The sequence below is a fragment of the Vibrio sp. L5-1 genome, from assembly GCF_021728315.1.
In the GTDB taxonomy this organism is placed as follows: Bacteria; Pseudomonadota; Gammaproteobacteria; order Enterobacterales; family Vibrionaceae; genus Vibrio; species Vibrio splendidus_K.
Window position 1 is genome coordinate 188,896 of record NZ_JAKKCQ010000006.1, and the last position, 18,270, is coordinate 207,165.

At 45.9% G+C, this 18,270-nt stretch carries 15 protein-coding genes; 10 read left to right on the forward strand and 5 right to left on the reverse strand.

Annotated elements, in window-relative coordinates:
• Window positions 1-4: 4 nt before the first annotated feature.
• Complete coding sequence (gene gspC / locus L3V35_RS19840; protein ID WP_029404958.1) at window positions 5-901, reverse strand: type II secretion system protein GspC; 897 nt, start codon at window positions 899-901, stop codon at window positions 5-7.
• Window positions 902-1,218: 317 nt separating this feature from the next.
• Between gspC and hslR the strand changes: the two genes are divergently transcribed.
• From hslR to L3V35_RS19860, 4 genes are all read left to right on the forward strand, one after another.
• Entirely contained in the window at window positions 1,219-1,605 is a 387-nt protein-coding gene (hslR, locus tag L3V35_RS19845; protein ID WP_004735595.1) for a ribosome-associated heat shock protein Hsp15, read from the forward strand.
• An 18-nt stretch (window positions 1,606-1,623) separates the two neighbouring features.
• Window positions 1,624-2,517 (forward strand): Hsp33 family molecular chaperone HslO, encoded by an 894-nt coding sequence (gene hslO / locus L3V35_RS19850; protein ID WP_054547993.1) that lies wholly within the window; start codon window positions 1,624-1,626, stop codon window positions 2,515-2,517.
• 337 nt (window positions 2,518-2,854) lie between these two features.
• The gene (gene pckA / locus L3V35_RS19855; RefSeq protein ID WP_017091441.1) at window positions 2,855-4,480 is read left to right on the forward strand and encodes a phosphoenolpyruvate carboxykinase (ATP); all 1,626 of its coding nucleotides are present in this window, start codon (window positions 2,855-2,857) and stop codon (window positions 4,478-4,480) included.
• A 153-nt stretch (window positions 4,481-4,633) separates the two neighbouring features.
• Window positions 4,634-6,598 (forward strand): AsmA family protein, encoded by a 1,965-nt coding sequence (locus L3V35_RS19860; protein WP_237300530.1) that lies wholly within the window; start codon window positions 4,634-4,636, stop codon window positions 6,596-6,598.
• A gap of 51 nt (window positions 6,599-6,649) precedes the next feature.
• Here L3V35_RS19860 and L3V35_RS19865 read toward each other — a convergent pair whose 3' ends face one another.
• The 3 genes from L3V35_RS19865 to L3V35_RS19875 are packed head-to-tail and all read right to left on the reverse strand — an operon-like array spanning window position 6,650 to window position 8,949.
• Window positions 6,650-7,585 (reverse strand): bifunctional GNAT family N-acetyltransferase/hotdog fold thioesterase, encoded by a 936-nt coding sequence (locus L3V35_RS19865; protein WP_004735591.1) that lies wholly within the window; start codon window positions 7,583-7,585, stop codon window positions 6,650-6,652.
• Window positions 7,586-7,601: 16 nt separating this feature from the next.
• Window positions 7,602-8,036 carry a D-aminoacyl-tRNA deacylase gene (gene dtd, locus L3V35_RS19870; RefSeq protein WP_004735590.1) on the reverse strand — a complete coding sequence of 145 codons (435 nt, stop codon included), beginning with the start codon at window positions 8,034-8,036 and terminating at the stop codon, window positions 7,602-7,604.
• A complete protein-coding gene (locus L3V35_RS19875) occupies window positions 8,008-8,949 on the reverse strand; it encodes a virulence factor BrkB family protein (protein WP_054542072.1) in 942 nt (313 codons plus the stop codon). Before L3V35_RS19875 ends, dtd begins: the two co-directional genes overlap by 29 nt.
• A 205-nt stretch (window positions 8,950-9,154) precedes the next feature.
• Here L3V35_RS19875 and L3V35_RS19880 point away from each other — a divergent pair, with 205 nt between their 5' ends.
• Both L3V35_RS19880 and L3V35_RS19885 read left to right on the forward strand, forming a co-directional pair.
• Entirely contained in the window at window positions 9,155-9,796 is a 642-nt protein-coding gene (locus L3V35_RS19880; protein WP_017079335.1) for a DUF2959 domain-containing protein, read from the forward strand.
• A gap of 20 nt (window positions 9,797-9,816) precedes the next feature.
• Window positions 9,817-10,347: an AAA family ATPase gene (locus tag L3V35_RS19885; protein ID WP_237300531.1), complete on the forward strand. Its 531-nt coding sequence runs from the start codon at window positions 9,817-9,819 to the stop codon at window positions 10,345-10,347.
• A 467-nt stretch (window positions 10,348-10,814) separates the two neighbouring features.
• On the opposite strand, the gene typA is transcribed toward L3V35_RS19885, so the two are convergent.
• A complete protein-coding gene (gene typA / locus L3V35_RS19890) occupies window positions 10,815-12,647 on the reverse strand; it encodes a translational GTPase TypA (protein ID WP_004735586.1) in 1,833 nt (610 codons plus the stop codon).
• 564 nt (window positions 12,648-13,211) lie between these two features.
• Between typA and glnA the strand changes: the two genes are divergently transcribed.
• The 4 genes from glnA to glnG all read left to right on the forward strand — a co-directional run bounded on the left by glnA (window position 13,212) and on the right by glnG (window position 18,188).
• Window positions 13,212-14,621, forward strand: a complete 1,410-nt coding sequence (gene glnA, locus L3V35_RS19895; RefSeq protein WP_004735585.1) for a glutamate--ammonia ligase — start codon at window positions 13,212-13,214, stop codon at window positions 14,619-14,621.
• A 226-nt stretch (window positions 14,622-14,847) separates the two neighbouring features.
• Window positions 14,848-15,417 carry a DUF4124 domain-containing protein gene (locus L3V35_RS19900; protein ID WP_237300532.1) on the forward strand — a complete coding sequence of 190 codons (570 nt, stop codon included), beginning with the start codon at window positions 14,848-14,850 and terminating at the stop codon, window positions 15,415-15,417.
• Between the two features lie 168 nt (window positions 15,418-15,585).
• Window positions 15,586-16,662 carry a nitrogen regulation protein NR(II) gene (gene glnL / locus L3V35_RS19905; RefSeq protein ID WP_017079339.1) on the forward strand — a complete coding sequence of 359 codons (1,077 nt, stop codon included), beginning with the start codon at window positions 15,586-15,588 and terminating at the stop codon, window positions 16,660-16,662.
• Between the two features lie 122 nt (window positions 16,663-16,784).
• Window positions 16,785-18,188 (forward strand): nitrogen regulation protein NR(I), encoded by a 1,404-nt coding sequence (gene glnG, locus L3V35_RS19910; RefSeq protein WP_017081697.1) that lies wholly within the window; start codon window positions 16,785-16,787, stop codon window positions 18,186-18,188.
• The last annotated feature ends 82 nt before the right edge of the window (window positions 18,189-18,270 follow it).

Genomic DNA, 18,270 nt, shown 5'->3' on the forward strand with positions numbered 1-18,270 from the left:
AGTTTTAAAATTCAATAAACACTTCATGTTGTTGACCATCTCTCTCGACGACGAGGTTTAGCTCTGTCAGCTCTGAGATAGAACGGAATATGTTGCCCATAGCAGCAGGGTCTGTCAGGTCTTGTCCATTTAACTGAGTCGCAATATCTCCGTTTTGGAGCCCAACAGAGTTAAAAAGTTCTGAATCTTTGCCAGGGCTCACACGATAACCAATCACTTTATCGTCGCGTTTCACCTGAGACAGTCGAACATATTGGAAGATTTGTTGCGGATCTTTCATTATCTTCGCTTTAATTTCATCTAGCTTCTCTTCTGCAGAAGCTGGGTTGTTGCCACGCACAGAAGAAGAGGTACGAGGTGGCGCAGGCGCTGATACAGACAAACGCTTGTACTCAATACCTTCAAGCATCAGGGTTTCGTCTCGCCCAGAGTTATCGATGATCACACGATCGACCAATACGGCCTTGAGCTTAGCTCTAGTGCCTTCAATCTCTTCGTTAATTCCGTAGGTCGCTTGTGTGCCGCGATTGGCAATCACCGCCAAGCTCAGTTTTGGATTAGAGCTGGCGACAGCGCCCACTAAAACGAGGTTCAGTCGCGTCTTTGGCGCATCTTGGATAACTTGCTGCTCAACCACAGCAGGCGTGGTTGGGTTATAAGCACCAAACATGTTGCTCTGCTGCAAAGAAGAGATATCAAGAGTCGATTGAGGCGTTGAAGACGAGGAAGCCGTTGCAGCCCATGGCACGACGGTTTGCTCAGCAGGTTCAATAAACCATGCAAGCTGTCCTAAAATCCATGCGGAAGCTGCGATCAACACACAACAAAGAACAAGGCTCAGTTTCTGCTGGAGTAAAAATCCATTCTCTAAAAATCGGCTCAGCACCGGAGAGTTATCCATGCGAAGTTTGAGCTCTAAAAAGTTCACGTTCCCTAACCCTTTCTATAACGAATAAAGCTGTAACCTACTAAACTATCAGCTTTTTTGTTCATAAATTCTGTTCCTGCTTATTAAAAGCATAAGATCCTGAACTATATCATAGCAAATCTATAAATCGGCATTACCTGAGCTATTTTGTAATCTTCCTTGAAAAAAAAGCCAATCGCCTCCACATAAGCTTCTACTAAATGTGATAAGCGTCATCAAATAAAATAAGTTGCATACTGTGAATAACAGTTAAACCGCATTCATTTCTAACTGAAAAGGCACTGTCCTATATGAAAACGACTAATGAAGCTGTCAGACTCGATAAATGGTTGTGGGCAGCACGCTTTTATAAAACTCGTTCAATTGCTCGCAACATGGTCGATGGTGGCAAAGTCCACTATAATGGTCAGCGCAGTAAACCCAGCAAAATCGTAGAACTTGGGGCAGTGATTACCCTGCGCCAAGGGAATGAAGAAAAGACGGTCACCATAGAGAAAATATCCGCACACCGTGGCGGGGCGCCAGTCGCTCAAACCCTCTATGAAGAAACCACCGAAAGCTTGGCAAAAAGAGAAGAGTTTGCACAACAGCGCAAGCTAAATGCTCATAGCCCAGCACCAGAACGTCGCCCAGATAAAAAGCAACGTCGTGACATCATCAAGTTCAAGACTCAATAAGCTAGAAGGAATAGCCAAATGGCAGACCCAATGTCTACAAGTAATGTTTTAAATCGCTACCTATTTGAAGACCTATCAGTACGTGGTGAATTGGTACAGATGAACGAAGCGTACCAACAGATTATTTCTAGCAAGGAATACCCAGCGCCAGTACAAAAGCTGTTGGGTGAGCTACTGGTTTCAACGACGCTGCTAACGGCGACGCTAAAGTTTGAAGGCTCTATCACGATGCAACTGCAAGGTGATGGCCCAGTATCTCTCGCTGTTATTAATGGCGATAACGATCAGAAGATTCGTGGTGTTGCGCGCTTTGACGGTGATATTGCTGACGACGCTGGCCTGCACGACCTTATAGGTAAAGGCCACCTAGTGATCACTATCGATCCTAAAAAAGGTGAGCGTTACCAAGGTATCGTTGGTCTTGAAGGCGAAACACTTGCTGACGTTCTTGAAGGTTACTTTGCTAACTCAGAACAGCTTAAGACTCGTCTGTGGCTACGTACGGGTGAACATGAAGGCAAAGCACACGCTGCAGGTATGTTACTGCAGGTTATGCCAGACGGCACCGGCACGCCAGATGACTTCGAGCACCTGGAGCAGTTAACTGACACGGTTAAAAACGAAGAACTATTCTCTCTAGAAGCGAATGATTTGTTATACCGCCTATATAACCAAGAGAAGGTTCAGGTATTTACCCCTCAACCTGTCGAGTTCTTCTGTGGTTGTTCTCGTGAACGCAGTGGTGCCGCTATCATTACCGTTGCTCAAGAGGAGATCTACGACATCCTGAGTACGGAAGGTAGTGTTGCTCTTCACTGTGATTACTGTGGCACAAACTACTCGTTCGATAAGGGCGACGTTGATGCACTGTACGCAGAAGCAGCAGATAAAGGCGACAATACGGTTCATTAATTTACAGCGTACCAAAAACACGTAATTTACCCCAAAAAGGTCAGCACTAAGCTGGCCTTTTTTGTGATCAAAATAGCGCAAACTCCGTAACATCTCGTAATAAAATCACCGCTTAATTTTAATCAATTAATAATGTTCTCGCCCCTAGCGCAAAGGTTTGCGTACAGGATAGACTAGTTAGGCCAATATGTGACGAGACGCTTAAAACCCCAAGATTAATATGGATACTTTTTGAGCTGTATCCCTGTTTCCCCAGAGTCTCGTTGCTAGCATGGTGAGCAGATAACAATAAAAAATTAATACAAAATCCCTACAAAATATCCTACAAGGAGCACCTATGACCGTTATGGAACATACTAAGGCTGCACAAATTGATCTAACTAAGCACGGACTGACTGGCGTTACTGAAGTTCTTCGTAATCCTAGCTACGAGCAGTTATTCGTTGAAGAGACACTGCCAGGTTTGGAAGGCTACGAAAAAGGCGTAGTAACGGAACTAGGCTCTGTTGCGGTTGATACTGGTATCTTTACTGGCCGCTCACCAAAAGATAAGTACATTGTTAAAGATGACACTACACGCGATACCATGTGGTGGTCAGATCAAGGCAAAAATGACAACAAACCGATTACAACTGAAGTTTGGAGTGAGCTGAAAGAACTTGTGACAACTCAGCTATCTGGCAAGCGCCTGTTTGTCATCGACGGTTATTGTGGTGCTAACCCAGATACGCGTTTAAGTGTGCGTATTATCACTGAAGTAGCGTGGCAAGCGCACTTCGTTAAGAACATGTTCATTCGTCCAACTGACGAAGAGCTAGCAACGTTCGAACCTGATTTCGTGGTAATGAACGGTGCTAAAACAACTAACCCTAACTGGGAAAAACAGGGTCTAAACTCTGAGAACTTCGTTGCTTTCAACCTAACAGAGCGCGTTCAAATCATCGGTGGTACTTGGTACGGCGGTGAGATGAAGAAAGGCATGTTCGCAATGATGAACTACCTGCTTCCTCTGCAAGGCATTGCTTCAATGCACTGTAGTGCAAACGTTGGCGAGAAAGGCGATGTAGCCATCTTCTTCGGCCTGTCTGGTACAGGTAAAACAACCCTATCAACCGATCCTAAGCGTGAGCTAATCGGTGATGATGAGCACGGTTGGGATGACGATGGTATCTTCAACTTCGAAGGTGGTTGTTACGCGAAGACGATTCGTCTATCTAAAGAAGCAGAACCAGAAATCTACAATGCAATCCGTCGCGATGCTCTGCTAGAAAACGTAACGGTTCGTGGTGATGGTTCTATCGATTTCGATGACGGTTCAAAAACAGAGAACACTCGTGTTTCTTACCCGATTCACCACATCGACAACATTGTTAAGCCAGTATCAAAAGCAGGTCACGCTCAAAAAGTTATCTTCCTAACAGCGGATGCGTTTGGTGTGCTACCACCAGTATCTAAGCTGACTCCGGAGCAAACTAAGTACCACTTCCTATCTGGCTTCACAGCTAAGCTAGCAGGTACAGAGCGCGGTATTACTGAACCAACACCAACGTTCTCTGCGGCATTTGGTGCGGCATTCTTAACTCTTCACCCAACTCAGTACGCTGAAGTGCTTGTGAAGCGTATGGAAGCAGCTGGCGCTGAAGCTTACCTAGTGAACACAGGTTGGAATGGCACAGGTAAACGTATCTCAATCCAAGATACTCGTGGCATCATCGACGCTATCCTAGATGGCTCAATCGACCAAGCTGAAACTAAGGTTATCCCTATGTTTAACCTAGAAGTACCGCTAGCGTTGCACGATGTTGACCCAGCGATTCTTGACCCACGTGATACTTACACTGACCCACTACAATGGGAAAGCAAAGCGAAAGATCTAGCAGAGCGCTTCATCAACAACTTTGATAAGTACACAGACAATGCTGAAGGTAAGTCACTGGTTGCGGCAGGCCCTCAACTAGACTAACCCAACATCTGCTCGGGCCAAGCCAAAAGCGAACGCCCAATTTAAAGTGATATTTTTGTAGCAAGCCCCTCTTTTGAGGGGCTTTTTTGTTGCTGCTTGCCCCTTTTTGTTCCACTCTGTTTTGAGACTATTGAAATTTAAGGCTTTCAGGGAATGAAAAAGGTATTCATGGTGATTGGCATTGTGGTGGCCATCATCGTTGCGACTATCGCAGCGTTGTTATTAAGCCTACAAACTCAATACCGATCGGATGTTGCTAACTTTTTTATCAAGCATACGCTTGAACAACCTGTACTCATTGAAGACGTTGAGTATCAGGCGCCTTATCACATCACCTTGATGGGCATTACCCAAAGCCAACCTGATAAACAAAAACCTCTCTATATCGACAAGATCGATCTTTGGTTCAGTCCCAGCTCGATTACAGAAGCTAAACTGGTCTTGGACTCCGTCTTGATCAGTGGCCTACAGTTGGAGGTAAGCGATCTAGAGACATTCACGCCGTTATTCACCCAACCAAACATCAAGCTCCATCAGCTAGCCATCAATAATCTCGACTTTTCGACCCCAGACTTTAATGCGCGAGGCATCGACCTCCAGATCTCCGATCCAACGTGGGATGACAACAACGCATTGCTGCCTTATGGCAAAATCCAACTCTCAGCCACGCAGCTGTATTGGCAAGGAGAAGCCTTCGATAACCTGTTGTTTGACCTAGACTTAAAACCTAGCGACAGCACGCTTTATGGCGCTTCATTTGACTGGCGCGGTGCCAAGATTTCAGGACAAGCAGAGCAGTATCAGCAAGATTGGTCGTTGGTGAATGTGACCGTCGATAGCTTACGACTCAATCAGAAACAGACCCAAAGCCTACTAAGCAAAGAGTGGGATATAGCAGGTATTCAGATCAATCACATCAATAGCTTAGATATTCTGCGCAGCGACGTGGAATGGCAAGATGGCCACTTAACCGCTTTTGATGCGTCACTAGAAAATATCCAACTGCCTTTTGAGCTGTGGAAGCAACAGAAGACCATTTTCTCTCTGCAAGCAGAGGGAGTGACCATTGATGATGACATGTTCATAGAGCCAAGTATCAAGCTCAATTTAGATCCGAACCAGATTCTGATTGAAGATTTCTATACTCAATTCTTACAAGGCACTATTCAACTTAATGGCGAAGTAACCCCTAACAGCATTCAATTAGCGCAGCTCGACCTGCAAGGCATAAAGTGGATTACGGAAAGCAAAAATAAAGTTCTACCATCCGCTCGCCTATTGCCTTGGCTGACACAGCTTCAGCAAGCCTCTATTGACAGACTTAATATAGAACGTAGCCAACTTATCCAACTCGCAACCAAACCCTACTGGCAGGTCTCAGGGCTGCATGTAGAAGGACATCAGGTTCAGCTGCTGCAACAGAGAAAGTTAGGGCTGTGGCAAGGCAAGTTGATGGTTAGCGCCAACGATGCAAGCTATCAAAATATTGTCAGTGTTCAACCCGTAGTTGAAATGAATAGCGAACAAGGAAAATGGACGCTGACACGCCTGTTTATGCCACTAAAGCACGGCTATATTGAAGCCAACGCGACACTCGACTTCAACCAAATCAGTAAGCCATGGAGCTTAGATATCTCTGCCGATGGGTTACCCATAGCACCCATGCTGCAGCAACTCGAATTACCGCTTGATGCAACCGGCTATGGTGAGTTTGAACTTCAAGCCGCAGGCTTGTATGGCGATTCCTTGATGTTCGGTTATTCAACCACAGGGCAACTCACTGGCAGTGTTCGCCAAGGTGTGATGACCTTTAACGATAAGCTTTCTGAAGCCTCGACTGATAACGTGTTTGAAATCCCAGAGCTTAATGCGAATTTTGACCGTGGTCGCTTCACTCTCGAACCAATGCACATTATTGGTGCATCCTCAGCAGAGCAAGGTACACAAAGAGTTCAAACGCTCAACGGTGAGGTCTCTGGAGAGCTCGATTTGCTAGAAACTAGCAAACACACTCTATCCATTTCGTTATCGGACCAATGCCATCAAATCTCAGGAAAGCTCACCCAAGCTGAGTATTCCGAGATTAACGACTGCCAACAAAAAAGCGCCACTCCATAGGAGTAGCGCCTTCTATCTGTATCTGTATCTGTATCTGTTAGCTAGTGTCAGCTATACGCTTACATTAGAGTCTGTTGATAATCGCTTTTTGTAGTCAGGGATCAGCATATAGGTTCCCGTAAACTCAACCGCTTCCACATCGCCACTGTTAATGGTCACATGAATGATGATGCGAGCTTTTCTGCCAGACGCGAGGCGATCTAAATCGCCACTGATCCCATCCAATGACGTAGATGCGACTGGGTTTTGCTCGACTGGGTGACGATAACGAATATTACTGTCTGCCAGTACGATATCACCGGTCAGCCCACGTTCTTTCATCAGTAGCCAAGTCATTCCCCAACCCGTTAGAGTCGCCAAGGTAAAAGCTGAGCCAGCAAACATGGTGTTATGAGGGTTAAGGTTGGGATTCAATTGAGCGCTACACTCAAACTGATAACCCGTGTATTGGTTAATCTTGATGCCCATTTTGTCACTGATCGGGATCTGATTTTCCCAACGCTGCTGAAGCTCATTACACCATTCTGGTTTGCGCAGTACATCAGCCATTGGATCAAGAGGTTTCACCATCTGTTGGTGACGCACAGGGCCGCGTTGATCGTTAATTTCACCACGACGTTCAAACTCATTCTTCTCATAGAATGAGATCGCATCTTCACGTGCATTACACACCAAACGCTTCGCCCCTTCTTGACGTGCCAGTGACTCTAGCGCAACCAAGATAAGTGAGCCCATACCTTTACTTTGGCGAGATTTCTTCACCGCCATATAGCGAATCTGCCCCTCTAGATCTGGGGTGATATAGAGACGACCAATCGCCATCGGGCGACCTCGACCATCGACAATCATGCGATGGTGACTCATGGCATCGTATTCATCGCGCTCTGAACCTACCGGCATGCGCCAAGGTTCACGGAGCATCTGCCAGCGAAAATGGTAATACTTGTTCAGTTGATTTTCGGTGGTCGGTGTTATGAGTTTAAACATGCTTATTCCTTTAAGCCTAAACCTGCAGCCAGAATGTTACTGGGCCATCATTAACCAAAGACACTTTCATGTCGGCTGCGAATCGGCCACGTTCCGTTGGCAACACTGATTCACACTGGTCAGAGAAATAGTTGTAAAGACGCTCTGCATCTTCTGGGTGAGCACCACGAGAAAATCCTGCTCGTGTGCCTTTCTTGGTATCAGCTGGCAGAGTGAATTGAGAAACCACTAATACCTTACCTTCTACCTGCTTTACATTGAGATTCATTTTATCGTCTTCATCTCCAAAGACACGATAAGTGGTCACTCGTTCCATCAAACGTTTGGCTTTGGCTTCATCATCACCTTTTTCTACGCCTAACAGAACCAATAAGCCTTGCTCAATCTCACCCACTACTTCGCCATCAACACGGACGGCAGCTTCACTTACTCTCTGGATCAGTGCTATCACTGTTGTTTCCTTGCTCTGTGATTTTGTCTTTATCCGACGAGTGTACCATTTCTTGCGAGTCACTCCACTGTTCCTGCTCGCCCAACGCGGCCGTCACCTCGGCACCCACCAACACAATCAACCAGCACAAATACACCCAGACAAAAAGAATGGGAATCGCCGCTAATGCGCCATAAATCAACTGGTAAGAGGGGAATTGAGTAATGTAAGCCGCAAAGCCTTTCTTACTGAGTTCGAACAACAGAGCCGCAACCAAAGAGCCCGCTGCCGCATGAGAAAAGTGTATCTTTTTGTTGGGAACCAACAGGTACAGACCGAAAAACGCAAAGAATGAGGTAATCAAAGGGAGCTTGCGAATCACGGTATTAAAGGCACTCGACACGACTTCGTTTTGTAACAAGTTCAATGATGTCACATACGACGTTGCAGCAATGCTCGCCCCAATCAAAATAGGTCCAAGCGTTAGCACCATCCAATACATAGAAAAGGACAACACGGCCCGACGCTTTTCTGTTACTCGCCAGATGTAGTTAAGATTCTTATCGATGTTGGAGATCAGCATCAATGCCGCAATGAATAAGAACACACTGCCCACCGCCGTCATCTTGCCGGTATTGGCCACGAACTCTAGTAGAGCACCATGCACCGCATCTCCAGATGCTGGAACAAAGTTGGTAATAACGAAGTTTTGAATCACTAGGCCAACATCAGCAAAAACTGAAAATGACGATAAGATAGAGAGCAAAACCGTCAACATCGGTACGATCGAGAGCAAAGTAATGTACGCCAAGTAACCCGCATTCACATTGACCCTATCGTGCGTCATTCGCGCCAAAAGATAGCGGGAAAACTGGATGCTTCCTGTGACTGCGTTTTTTATCTTCAACTTGTAACTCCCTGGTAACTCGTTCATAGTCCTAATTAATATTCCGTTGTATTAATCACAGTAAATAAATGTTCAAAAATAGCGTAGGAAAAAGGCTTGAGAACAAGGCAGCTTTTTTTGATAAGTAGTTATTCTACAATCAAAAATTCTAACGCCGTTATCGAGCATTTTAACAAGCTAGGTTGAGCAGTTATTTACTACGATTGATATTATTTAACTATAGGAAACTAGGATGCCTTATTTAATAGTTATAGTCCTCTCTATTTTTACTCTTACTGGATGCCAGTCCGCTTATTACTCCGCCATGGAGCAAGTGGGTTACCACAAGCGTGACATTATGGTCGATAGAGTGGAAGACGCTAAAGAGTCGCAGCAGGATGCTCAGGAAGAGTTTACCAGCGCACTTGAAGCCTTGAGTAGCCTGACGAACTTCAGTGGCGGCGACCTTGAAGACATGTACAACCAAATCAACGATAAATACCAAGACAGCGAGAAAGCCGCACAAAATGTCAGTGACCGCATTGCTGCGATTGAAGACGTGTCAGATGCGCTGTTTGCAGAGTGGCAGAGCGAGTTAGACCTCTACACCAGTGCTTCACTGCGCCGTTCGAGTGAACAAAAACTGCGAGAAACCCAATCGTCTTACAAGACCATGCTTTCAGCAATGAAACGCGCTGAGAAGAAAATGGACCCGGTACTCAACACCCTTCGCGACAATACGCTTTATCTAAAGCATAACCTCAATGCGAGTGCTGTCGGTTCGTTGCAGGGCGAATTTATGAGCTTAGAAAAAGACATCGCCTACGCGATAGAACAGATGAATGCTGCAATAGCAGAATCGGATAAGTTCCTAGCTCAACTGAACCAGAAGTAGCGTTACAGATAAAGAACACGATGCAACCTATCATTATTACTGGCGGCCCCGGAGCCGGGAAGACAACACTGATCAATGCCTTGGGTGACATGGGTTACCCAACCTTCGCGGAATCTTCTCGACAGTTAATTGAACAGCAGAGCCAACTTGAGAACAGTATCTTACCTTGGTTAGACCTACCGGGCTTTGCTCGCCTGTGTCTCACTGTCATGAATGAGCAAAAGGAACAGGCCAACCAGCATCCGGTTGCGTTTCTCGATCGCGCCATTCCAGATATCTGCGGTTACTTAACTCAGGCGAACCTTGAGATTGACAAAATCTACCGAGAAGCTAGCCAAGGCTATCACTCACAAGCCTTGTTCTGTCGCCCTGAGGCATCTATTTACGTACAAGATGATGTGAGGCCTTATCCGCTTGAAGAGGCATTAGAGATTCACCACGCGTTGGTCAGAGTCTATCAAGAGCTTGGGTATGAGGTGGTCGAGGTGCCATTTATGTCAGTCGAAGAGCGGGCTCTATTTGTTAAAAGCCAACTAGGTATCAAAAGCTAGATCCCCAACTCGGTCGTTCCTCCCTCTTGAGGATGACGAAGACTTGAACGCTCTTCGTATCTCGCATCTCGTTTACCTGAATCTAAGTAAACTACCGTCATTCCCTACAGCGAGGCACGAGCGTGACAGGGAATCTCTTGTATGCCGAAAAAGAAAGATTCCAGATATCTCGCCTCTCGTTACCCGCATCTAAACAAAATTCCGTCATTCCCTACAGCGAGGAACGAGCGTGATAGGGAATCTCTTGTATGCCGAAAAAGAAAGATTCCAGATATCTCGTCCCCAATTCTGGAATGACGATTCAATGAATTGGTATGGAGCATGCTCTTCGTATCTCGCATCTCGTTTACCCGTATCTACTTCAATATCACATAAAACAAAAGCCCCGAGCAGCTCTAGGCTACTCGGGGCTTTCTTACTTATTCTAAAACGTATTGCTTGATAGCTAGAAGCTAGTCAGCTGGCAATTAAGCCTTAGCTGGACGTGCTGCACGCTTACGGTCGTTTTCAGTAAGAAGTTTCTTACGGATACGTACGTTTAGTGGCGTTACTTCTACTAGTTCATCTTCATCGATAAACTCAAGAGCTTGCTCTAGAGTGTGCTTGATCGGTGGAGAAAGAACTTGTGCTTCATCAGTACCAGATGCACGAACGTTCGTTAGTTGCTTACCTTTCAGACAGTTTACTGTCAGGTCGTTTGAACGGTTGTGAATACCGATTACTTGACCTTCATAAACTTCATCAGCGTGCTCTGTGAATAGACGACCACGAGCTTGAAGGAAGAACAATGCGTAAGTCAGTGCTTTACCCGTTGCGTTCGAAATTAGAACACCGTTGTTACGCTGACCAATGATACCGCCTTTGTAAGGACCGTAGTGATCGAACGAGTGGTAAATAAGACCAGAACCAGACGTCATTGTAAGGAATTCAGTTTGGAAACCGATAAGACCACGAGAAGGCATCATGAAGTCCATGCGAACACGGCCTTTACCATCTGGTGCCATATCTGTTAGCTCACCCTTACGTAGACCGATGCTTTCCATGATCGCACCTTGGTGCTCTTCAACTACATCGATAGTAACCGTTTCGAACGGTTCCATTTTCTGACCATCTTCTTCTTTGATGATTACTTCTGGACGAGATACTGCTAGCTCGAAACCTTCACGACGCATGTTTTCGATCAGGATAGAAAGGTGAAGCTCACCACGGCCTGATACGCGGAAACGGTCTGGACTTTCAGTTTCTTCAACACGTAGTGCAACGTTATGAACCAATTCTTTTTCAAGACGCTCAAGGATGTTACGTGAAGTTACAAACTTACCTTCTTTACCCGCGAACGGAGAAGTGTTTACTTGGAAAGTCATTGTTACTGTTGGTTCATCAACAGACAGTGGTTCCATTGCTTCAACATTGTTTACGTCACAGATAGTGTCTGAAATTTTCAGTTCACCAAGACCTGTGATTGCAATGATGTCGCCAGCGTTAGCTTGTTCTACTTCGTGACGCTCAAGACCTAGGTAACCAAGTACAGTACCTACTTTACCGTTACGTTTTTTGCCTTCAGCATTCACGATAGTTACTTGTTGGTTTGGCTTAACAGAACCACGAGTAACACGAGCAACACCGATAACACCTACGTAAGAGCTGTAATCAAGTTGCGAAATTTGCATTTGTAGTGGACCTTCAAGGTCAACTGCAGGTGCTTCTACTGTATCAACAACAGCTTGGAACAATGGTTCCATGTCTGTGCCAACTTCGCCTTCTTCCATTGTTGCCCAACCGTTTAGAGCTGAAGCGTAAACAACAGTAAAGTCTAGTTGCTCATCAGTCGCGCCTAGGTTGTCGAACAAGTCAAATACTTGGTCCATAACCCAATCAGGACGAGCACCAGGACGGTCAATCTTGTTGATAACAACGATTGGCTTAAGGCCGTGTGCGAAAGCTTTTTGCGTTACGAAACGAGTTTGAGGCATTGGGCCATCAACTGCATCAACGATCAGAAGAACTGAATCAACCATAGACATGATACGTTCAACTTCACCACCGAAGTCCGCGTGTCCAGGGGTATCTACGATGTTGATACGGTAATCATTCCAGTCAATTGCTGTGTTCTTAGCAAGGATTGTAATGCCACGCTCTTTTTCGATGTCATTCGAATCCATGACACGCTCTTCAGCTTCACCACGAGACTCAAGAGTGCCTGACTGTTGTAGTAGTTTATCAACCAAAGTCGTTTTACCGTGGTCAACGTGCGCGATGATCGCGATATTTCTTAACTTATCAATCTGTGGAGTAGACATGGATTCTCGATTCACTCATAAAAGGTAGCCGTCAATTATCTCAAAAGTTTGGATAATAACCGCTAGCTTGATTTAAAAAACGGTCAATAATATACCAGATTTTAGACAAAAACCCAGAAATATGTGATCTCAACCAAGGCTTTTTTCTTTATTAGCGATTCATATCCGCTTAACTTTGATTCAGTACAGTATCTAACAGTCTAATTCGTAGGATTCTAAAAAAGCATCCGCCGCAAGATGGGCAGCCAAATCTCCGGCAAAATAACAAAAGTGGATTGACAACTTAGGCAATTCATTGCTGAATGGTGCTCGCTTATGTTTCATATTGGTGCACAGATAAACAATTGCACCAATAAGGTGCACCAGGAGATCATTTTGGTGCAAAAACCAAAGTGAACGAAACAAGAAAACAAGTAAATCATTGAAATTAATGGAATAATTTTTTTGGCACGTTTTTGGCTATAGATAAATCAGCATCGATTAATGCACTTATAGACATTAATCAATGCTAGTTTCAACCGAATCGAGCTAATACCGAATTAATAACACTGGAGGTTATCCAAGATGTCAGTAGAAAATGTACTATCCCTGATCCAAGAGAACGAAGTTAAATTTATCGACTTACGTTTTACTGATACAAAAGGTAAAGAGCAGCACATCTCTATTCCTTCTCACCAAGTTGATGCAGACTTCTTCGAAGAAGGTAAAATGTTTGACGGCTCTTCAGTAGCTGGTTGGAAAGGCATTAACGAATCTGACATGGTAATGATGCCAGACGCAGCTTCAGCTGTACTGGACCCATTCACAGAAGATGCAACGCTAAACATCCGTTGTGACATCCTTGAGCCTGCAACAATGCAAGGCTACGACCGTGACCCACGCTCTATCGCTAAGCGTTCTGAAGAATACCTACGTTCTACGGGTATCGCAGACACAGTTCTAGTTGGTCCAGAGCCAGAATTCTTCCTATTCGATGACGTTAAGTTCTCAAACGACATGTCTGGTTCTTTCTTCAAGATTGATGATGTAGAAGCAGCTTGGAACACAGGTTCTGACATCGAAGGCGGTAACAAAGGTCACCGTCCTGGCGTTAAAGGCGGTTACTTCCCAGTAGCTCCTGTAGATTCATCTCAAGACATCCGTTCAGCAATGTGTCTAGTAATGGAAGAGATGGGCCTAGTAGTTGAAGCTCACCACCACGAAGTAGCAACTGCGGGTCAAAACGAAATCGCAACTCGCTTCAACACGCTAACAACAAAAGCGGATGAGACTCAAATCTACAAGTACGTTGTGCACAACGTTGCTCACGCATTTGGTAAAACAGCGACATTCATGCCTAAGCCACTAGTTGGTGACAACGGTTCTGGTATGCACGTTCACCAATCTCTAGCAAAAGACGGCGTTAACCTGTTTGCTGGTGATAAGTACGGCGGCCTATCTGAAATGGCGCTTTACTACATCGGTGGTGTAATCAAACACGCTCGTGCAATCAACGCATTTGCTAACCCATCAACGAACTCGTACAAGCGTCTTGTACCTGGTTTTGAAGCTCCGGTAATGCTTGCTTATTCAGCACGTAACCGTTCTGCGTCTATCCGTATCCCAGTAGTACCAAGCCCGAAAGCACGTCGTATCGAGCTACGTTTTGGTGACCCAGCAGCGAACCCATACCTATGTTACTCAGCAATGCTGATGGCTGGCCTTGACGGTATCAAGAACAAGATCCACCCAGGCGAAGCTATGGATAAAGATCTATACGACCTTCCAGCAGAAGAAGCGGCTGAAATCCCAACCGTTGCTGAATCTCTAGAAGTAGCACTTAAAGCGCTAGACGACGATCGTGAGTTCCTAACAGCTGGCGGCGTATTCTCTGACGATTTCATTGATTCTTACATCACACTGAAATCTGACGACGTACAACGCGTGAACATGGCAACACACCCACTTGAGTTTGAACTGTACTACTCAGTTTAATCTCCTGTAGAGATAAGCCATTTCTTACTGCAACCTTGTAAGAATCGCTGACTAAATATTAGGCTCGCCTCGCAGGCGGGCCTTTTTTATATACTCCCTCCCCCTGCTTCCTCGTACCATACCTTAGACAAAAGCCCTCAGAGGCTGCTGCTATAAATACAATAAAATCAATAACAAAACCAACGCCAAACGTGAAATCACCTAGCGGTGAAAAGAGGCTAAAGATATGAAAAATATACTGTTCCTGATCGGGTTAACAGTCGCGATCTCGTGCTCTGCTCAAACGGTGTATACCTGGGTGGATGAGGATGGTGTTCTCCACTTTAGTGATAACCCTAGCGCTCAAGATGCCAAATCTCTTCGCCTACCGGATGTGCAAGCGTCAGCACCCGCACCTAAATTTGAAGCCTCGACTCCCGTTGACGCTGCTGCTTCATCTACAACTAAAACGGCAATGCCAGCTCAGGCTCAGGAAAAAACAGAAAGCACGAAACGTGAGGCGCCAGCTCAACTAGCCCTCATCATGCTGACTCCCGTTCATGACCAAACCATCCGTAGCAACCGCGGCTTAATCCCTATTCAAATAGAACTTAGCCGCAAGCTTGGTATTGGAGAACAGTTGCAATTGATGCTCGATGGTCGTCGCTATGGCGCCCCACAAACCCAACCGAATTGGGAACTGAAAGGTATCGATCGAGGTACTCACACCATTGCAATTCAAGCACATAGAAGCGGCAAGCTTATTGCATCTACTAGTCCAGTCACCGTGTATTTACATCGAGCGACGCTCAAGTAGGCCAATGTGTTAAAAGAGACTGAATTACCTCTACTTTTCACCTAATCGAAGCAGCTTTCAGCGACTCTAATGAATTATCTTTAGCTTCTGGTTGATATGCGCCATACTTGAACTTAGCTACGCACCAATTTGGTGCAGTGAGAAAAACACCAGTTCAAGGACGAAATAGTGAATCGATCAGCCAAAAGCGACAGCATAGATACACATCATCTTTCCAGCGCCATTCTCGACAATATGGTGACCTCAACATTGATGCTCGATGAGCAACTGTATGTCCGATACGCCAACCCTGCGGCTGAACAACTCTTTTCACAAAGCGCGCGACGCATCGTCGATCACCCATTGAGCCAACTCATCCAACACGCCTCACTGGATTTGGCGCTTCTGACGCAACCGCTACAAAGTGGCCAGAGCATTACCGACAGTGACGTTACCTTCGTTGTTGATAACCGCCCACTGATGCTTGAAGTCACGGTTAGCCCAATCTCTTGGCAACGAGAGACGCTGTTATTGGTTGAGATGCGCAAGATAGACCAGCAAAGACGCCTCAGCCAAGAGCTCAACCAACACGCACAACAACAAGCAGCTAAGCTGTTGGTGCGCGGGTTAGCACATGAGATTAAGAACCCACTCGGTGGCTTAAGAGGTGCGGCGCAGTTACTTGGGAAAATGCTTCCTGATCAGTCTCTTAATGAATATACGCAGATCATTATTGAGCAAGCCGACCGCCTAAGAGCGTTAGTTGATCGCCTGCTTGGCCCTCAAAAACCGGGGACCAAGTCAGAAGAGAACCTACACCAGATACTTGAGAAAGTCAGGCAGCTCGTGGAACTCGAGTCGGGTTCAACGCTCGCCATCGAACGAGATTACGACCCGAGCTTACCGGACATTCTGATGGATTCAGCACAAGTTGAACAAGCGATGCTCAATATCGTGAGTAACGCGGCACAGATTTTAAAGGCGCAAGAATCAGGGAAAATCACCATTCGCACCAGAACGGTGCATCAAGCCAATATTCATGGGCAGCGACACAAACTCGCAGCGCGCATTGAGATCAGCGATAACGGCCCCGGCATCCCCGATGATTTAAAAGATACGCTGTTTTACCCAATGGTCAGCGGACGAGAGGGTGGCACAGGGCTAGGACTGTCGATTTCTCAAAACCTGATCGATCAGCACAATGGAAAAATTGATGTTGAGAGCTGGCCGGGTAACACCACATTCACGATTTACCTACCAATTTAGGTCAACAGAACCTCGCGATTGGACAGCGAGGCGAAAGGCTTAACTCGGTAACACAAAGATTAAAGACATCATAAAAACAACAATGATTATCACAATAGATTTGGCTGCAAAGGAATTGAATTATGAGTAAGGGATACGTTTGGGTCGTTGATGACGACAGTTCTATACGCTGGGTCGTAGAGAAAACACTTTCATCTGCGGATATAAAGTGCGAAACATTTGCTGATGCTGAGAGCGTATTACTTGCTCTTGAGCGCGAAACACCAGACGTTTTGGTGTCCGACATTCGCATGCCTGGCATTGACGGGATTGAGCTGTTACACCAAGTTCACCAGCGCTCTCCCGACCTGCCAGTGATCATTATGACCGCGCACTCAGACCTCGATGCGGCGGTGAATGCTTATCAAAAAGGGGCTTTTGAGTATCTACCTAAGCCGTTTGATATTGATGAGACACTGACTCTAGTAGAGCGAGCCATCGCACACAGCCAAGAGCAAAAGCGAGAACAAGCCAGCGAAGTAGCCGAAGAGACCAACGCACCAGAAATCATCGGTGAAGCACCGGCAATGCAGGAAGTTTTCCGAGCTATTGGCCGTTTGTCTCGTTCATCCATTTCGGTTCTTATTAATGGTGAATCGGGGACTGGTAAAGAATTAGTCGCGCACGCTCTGCATCGTCACAGCCCAAGAGCTAAAAAGCCATTCATTGCATTAAACATGGCGGCAATCCCTAAAGACTTGATCGAATCAGAGCTGTTTGGCCACGAGAAAGGCGCCTTTACTGGCGCTAACAGTGTTCGCCAAGGACGATTCGAACAAGCCAACGGCGGCACTCTGTTTCTTGATGAAATAGGCGATATGCCACTCGATATTCAGACTCGGCTACTGCGCGTGCTTTCTGATGGTCAATTTTATCGTGTCGGTGGGCATTCTGCGGTTAAGGTTGATGTTCGTATCGTTGCAGCAACCCACCAAGATCTTGAGCGCTTGGTGCATGACGGTGGTTTCCGTGAAGACCTTTTCCATCGACTGAACGTTATCCGAATCCATATTCCGGCACTGCGCGAACGTAAACAGGACATTGAAAAACTGACTCACCACTTCCTAGCATCAGCCGCTGAAGAGCTTGGTGTAGAAGTGAAGACACTGCACTCAGAGACCATCATGAAGCTCAATCAGCTAAATTGGCCGGGTAACGTACGTCAGCTTGAGAACATCTGTCGTTGGCTCACAGTCATGGCGAGCGGCAGTGAAATACTCCCTTCAGACTTGCCTCCAGAACTGTTGGAAGAAAAAGTGGTGACGACCTCAGGGACTGGAGACAACTGGCAACAACTGCTCGCTAATTGGGCAAAATGTGCGCTTGATTCCGGAGAAAAAGAGCTACTAACTTATGCTCTGCCAGAGTTTGAACGTATACTGCTAGAGGCTGCACTCAACCATACCAATGGTCATAAACAGGATGCAGCCAAGGTTTTAGGTTGGGGAAGAAACACCCTAACTCGTAAACTAAAAGAACTGTACTGACCTGATATGACTCTCGATGCAGCTACTTTTTTAACCAAAAAAGTGTCGCTTGGTTTGAACAGTGTCGGTACAATTAAGGTAT

Coding starts and splice junctions, on each gene's coding strand:
- glnG (WP_017081697.1), top strand. CDS start 16,785: ATGAGTAAGGGATACGTTTGGGTCGTTGATGACGACAGTTCTATACGC.
- pckA (WP_017091441.1), top strand. CDS start 2,855: ATGACCGTTATGGAACATACTAAGGCTGCACAAATTGATCTAACTAAG.
- L3V35_RS19875 (WP_054542072.1), bottom strand. CDS start 8,949: ATGAACGAGTTACCAGGGAGTTACAAGTTGAAGATAAAAAACGCAGTC.
- gspC (WP_029404958.1), bottom strand. CDS start 901: ATGGATAACTCTCCGGTGCTGAGCCGATTTTTAGAGAATGGATTTTTA.
- typA (WP_004735586.1), bottom strand. CDS start 12,647: ATGTCTACTCCACAGATTGATAAGTTAAGAAATATCGCGATCATCGCG.
- hslO (WP_054547993.1), top strand. CDS start 1,624: ATGGCAGACCCAATGTCTACAAGTAATGTTTTAAATCGCTACCTATTT.
- glnA (WP_004735585.1), top strand. CDS start 13,212: ATGTCAGTAGAAAATGTACTATCCCTGATCCAAGAGAACGAAGTTAAA.
- L3V35_RS19900 (WP_237300532.1), top strand. CDS start 14,848: ATGAAAAATATACTGTTCCTGATCGGGTTAACAGTCGCGATCTCGTGC.
- L3V35_RS19860 (WP_237300530.1), top strand. CDS start 4,634: ATGAAAAAGGTATTCATGGTGATTGGCATTGTGGTGGCCATCATCGTT.
- hslR (WP_004735595.1), top strand. CDS start 1,219: ATGAAAACGACTAATGAAGCTGTCAGACTCGATAAATGGTTGTGGGCA.
- L3V35_RS19885 (WP_237300531.1), top strand. CDS start 9,817: ATGCAACCTATCATTATTACTGGCGGCCCCGGAGCCGGGAAGACAACA.
- L3V35_RS19880 (WP_017079335.1), top strand. CDS start 9,155: ATGCCTTATTTAATAGTTATAGTCCTCTCTATTTTTACTCTTACTGGA.
- L3V35_RS19865 (WP_004735591.1), bottom strand. CDS start 7,585: ATGTTTAAACTCATAACACCGACCACCGAAAATCAACTGAACAAGTAT.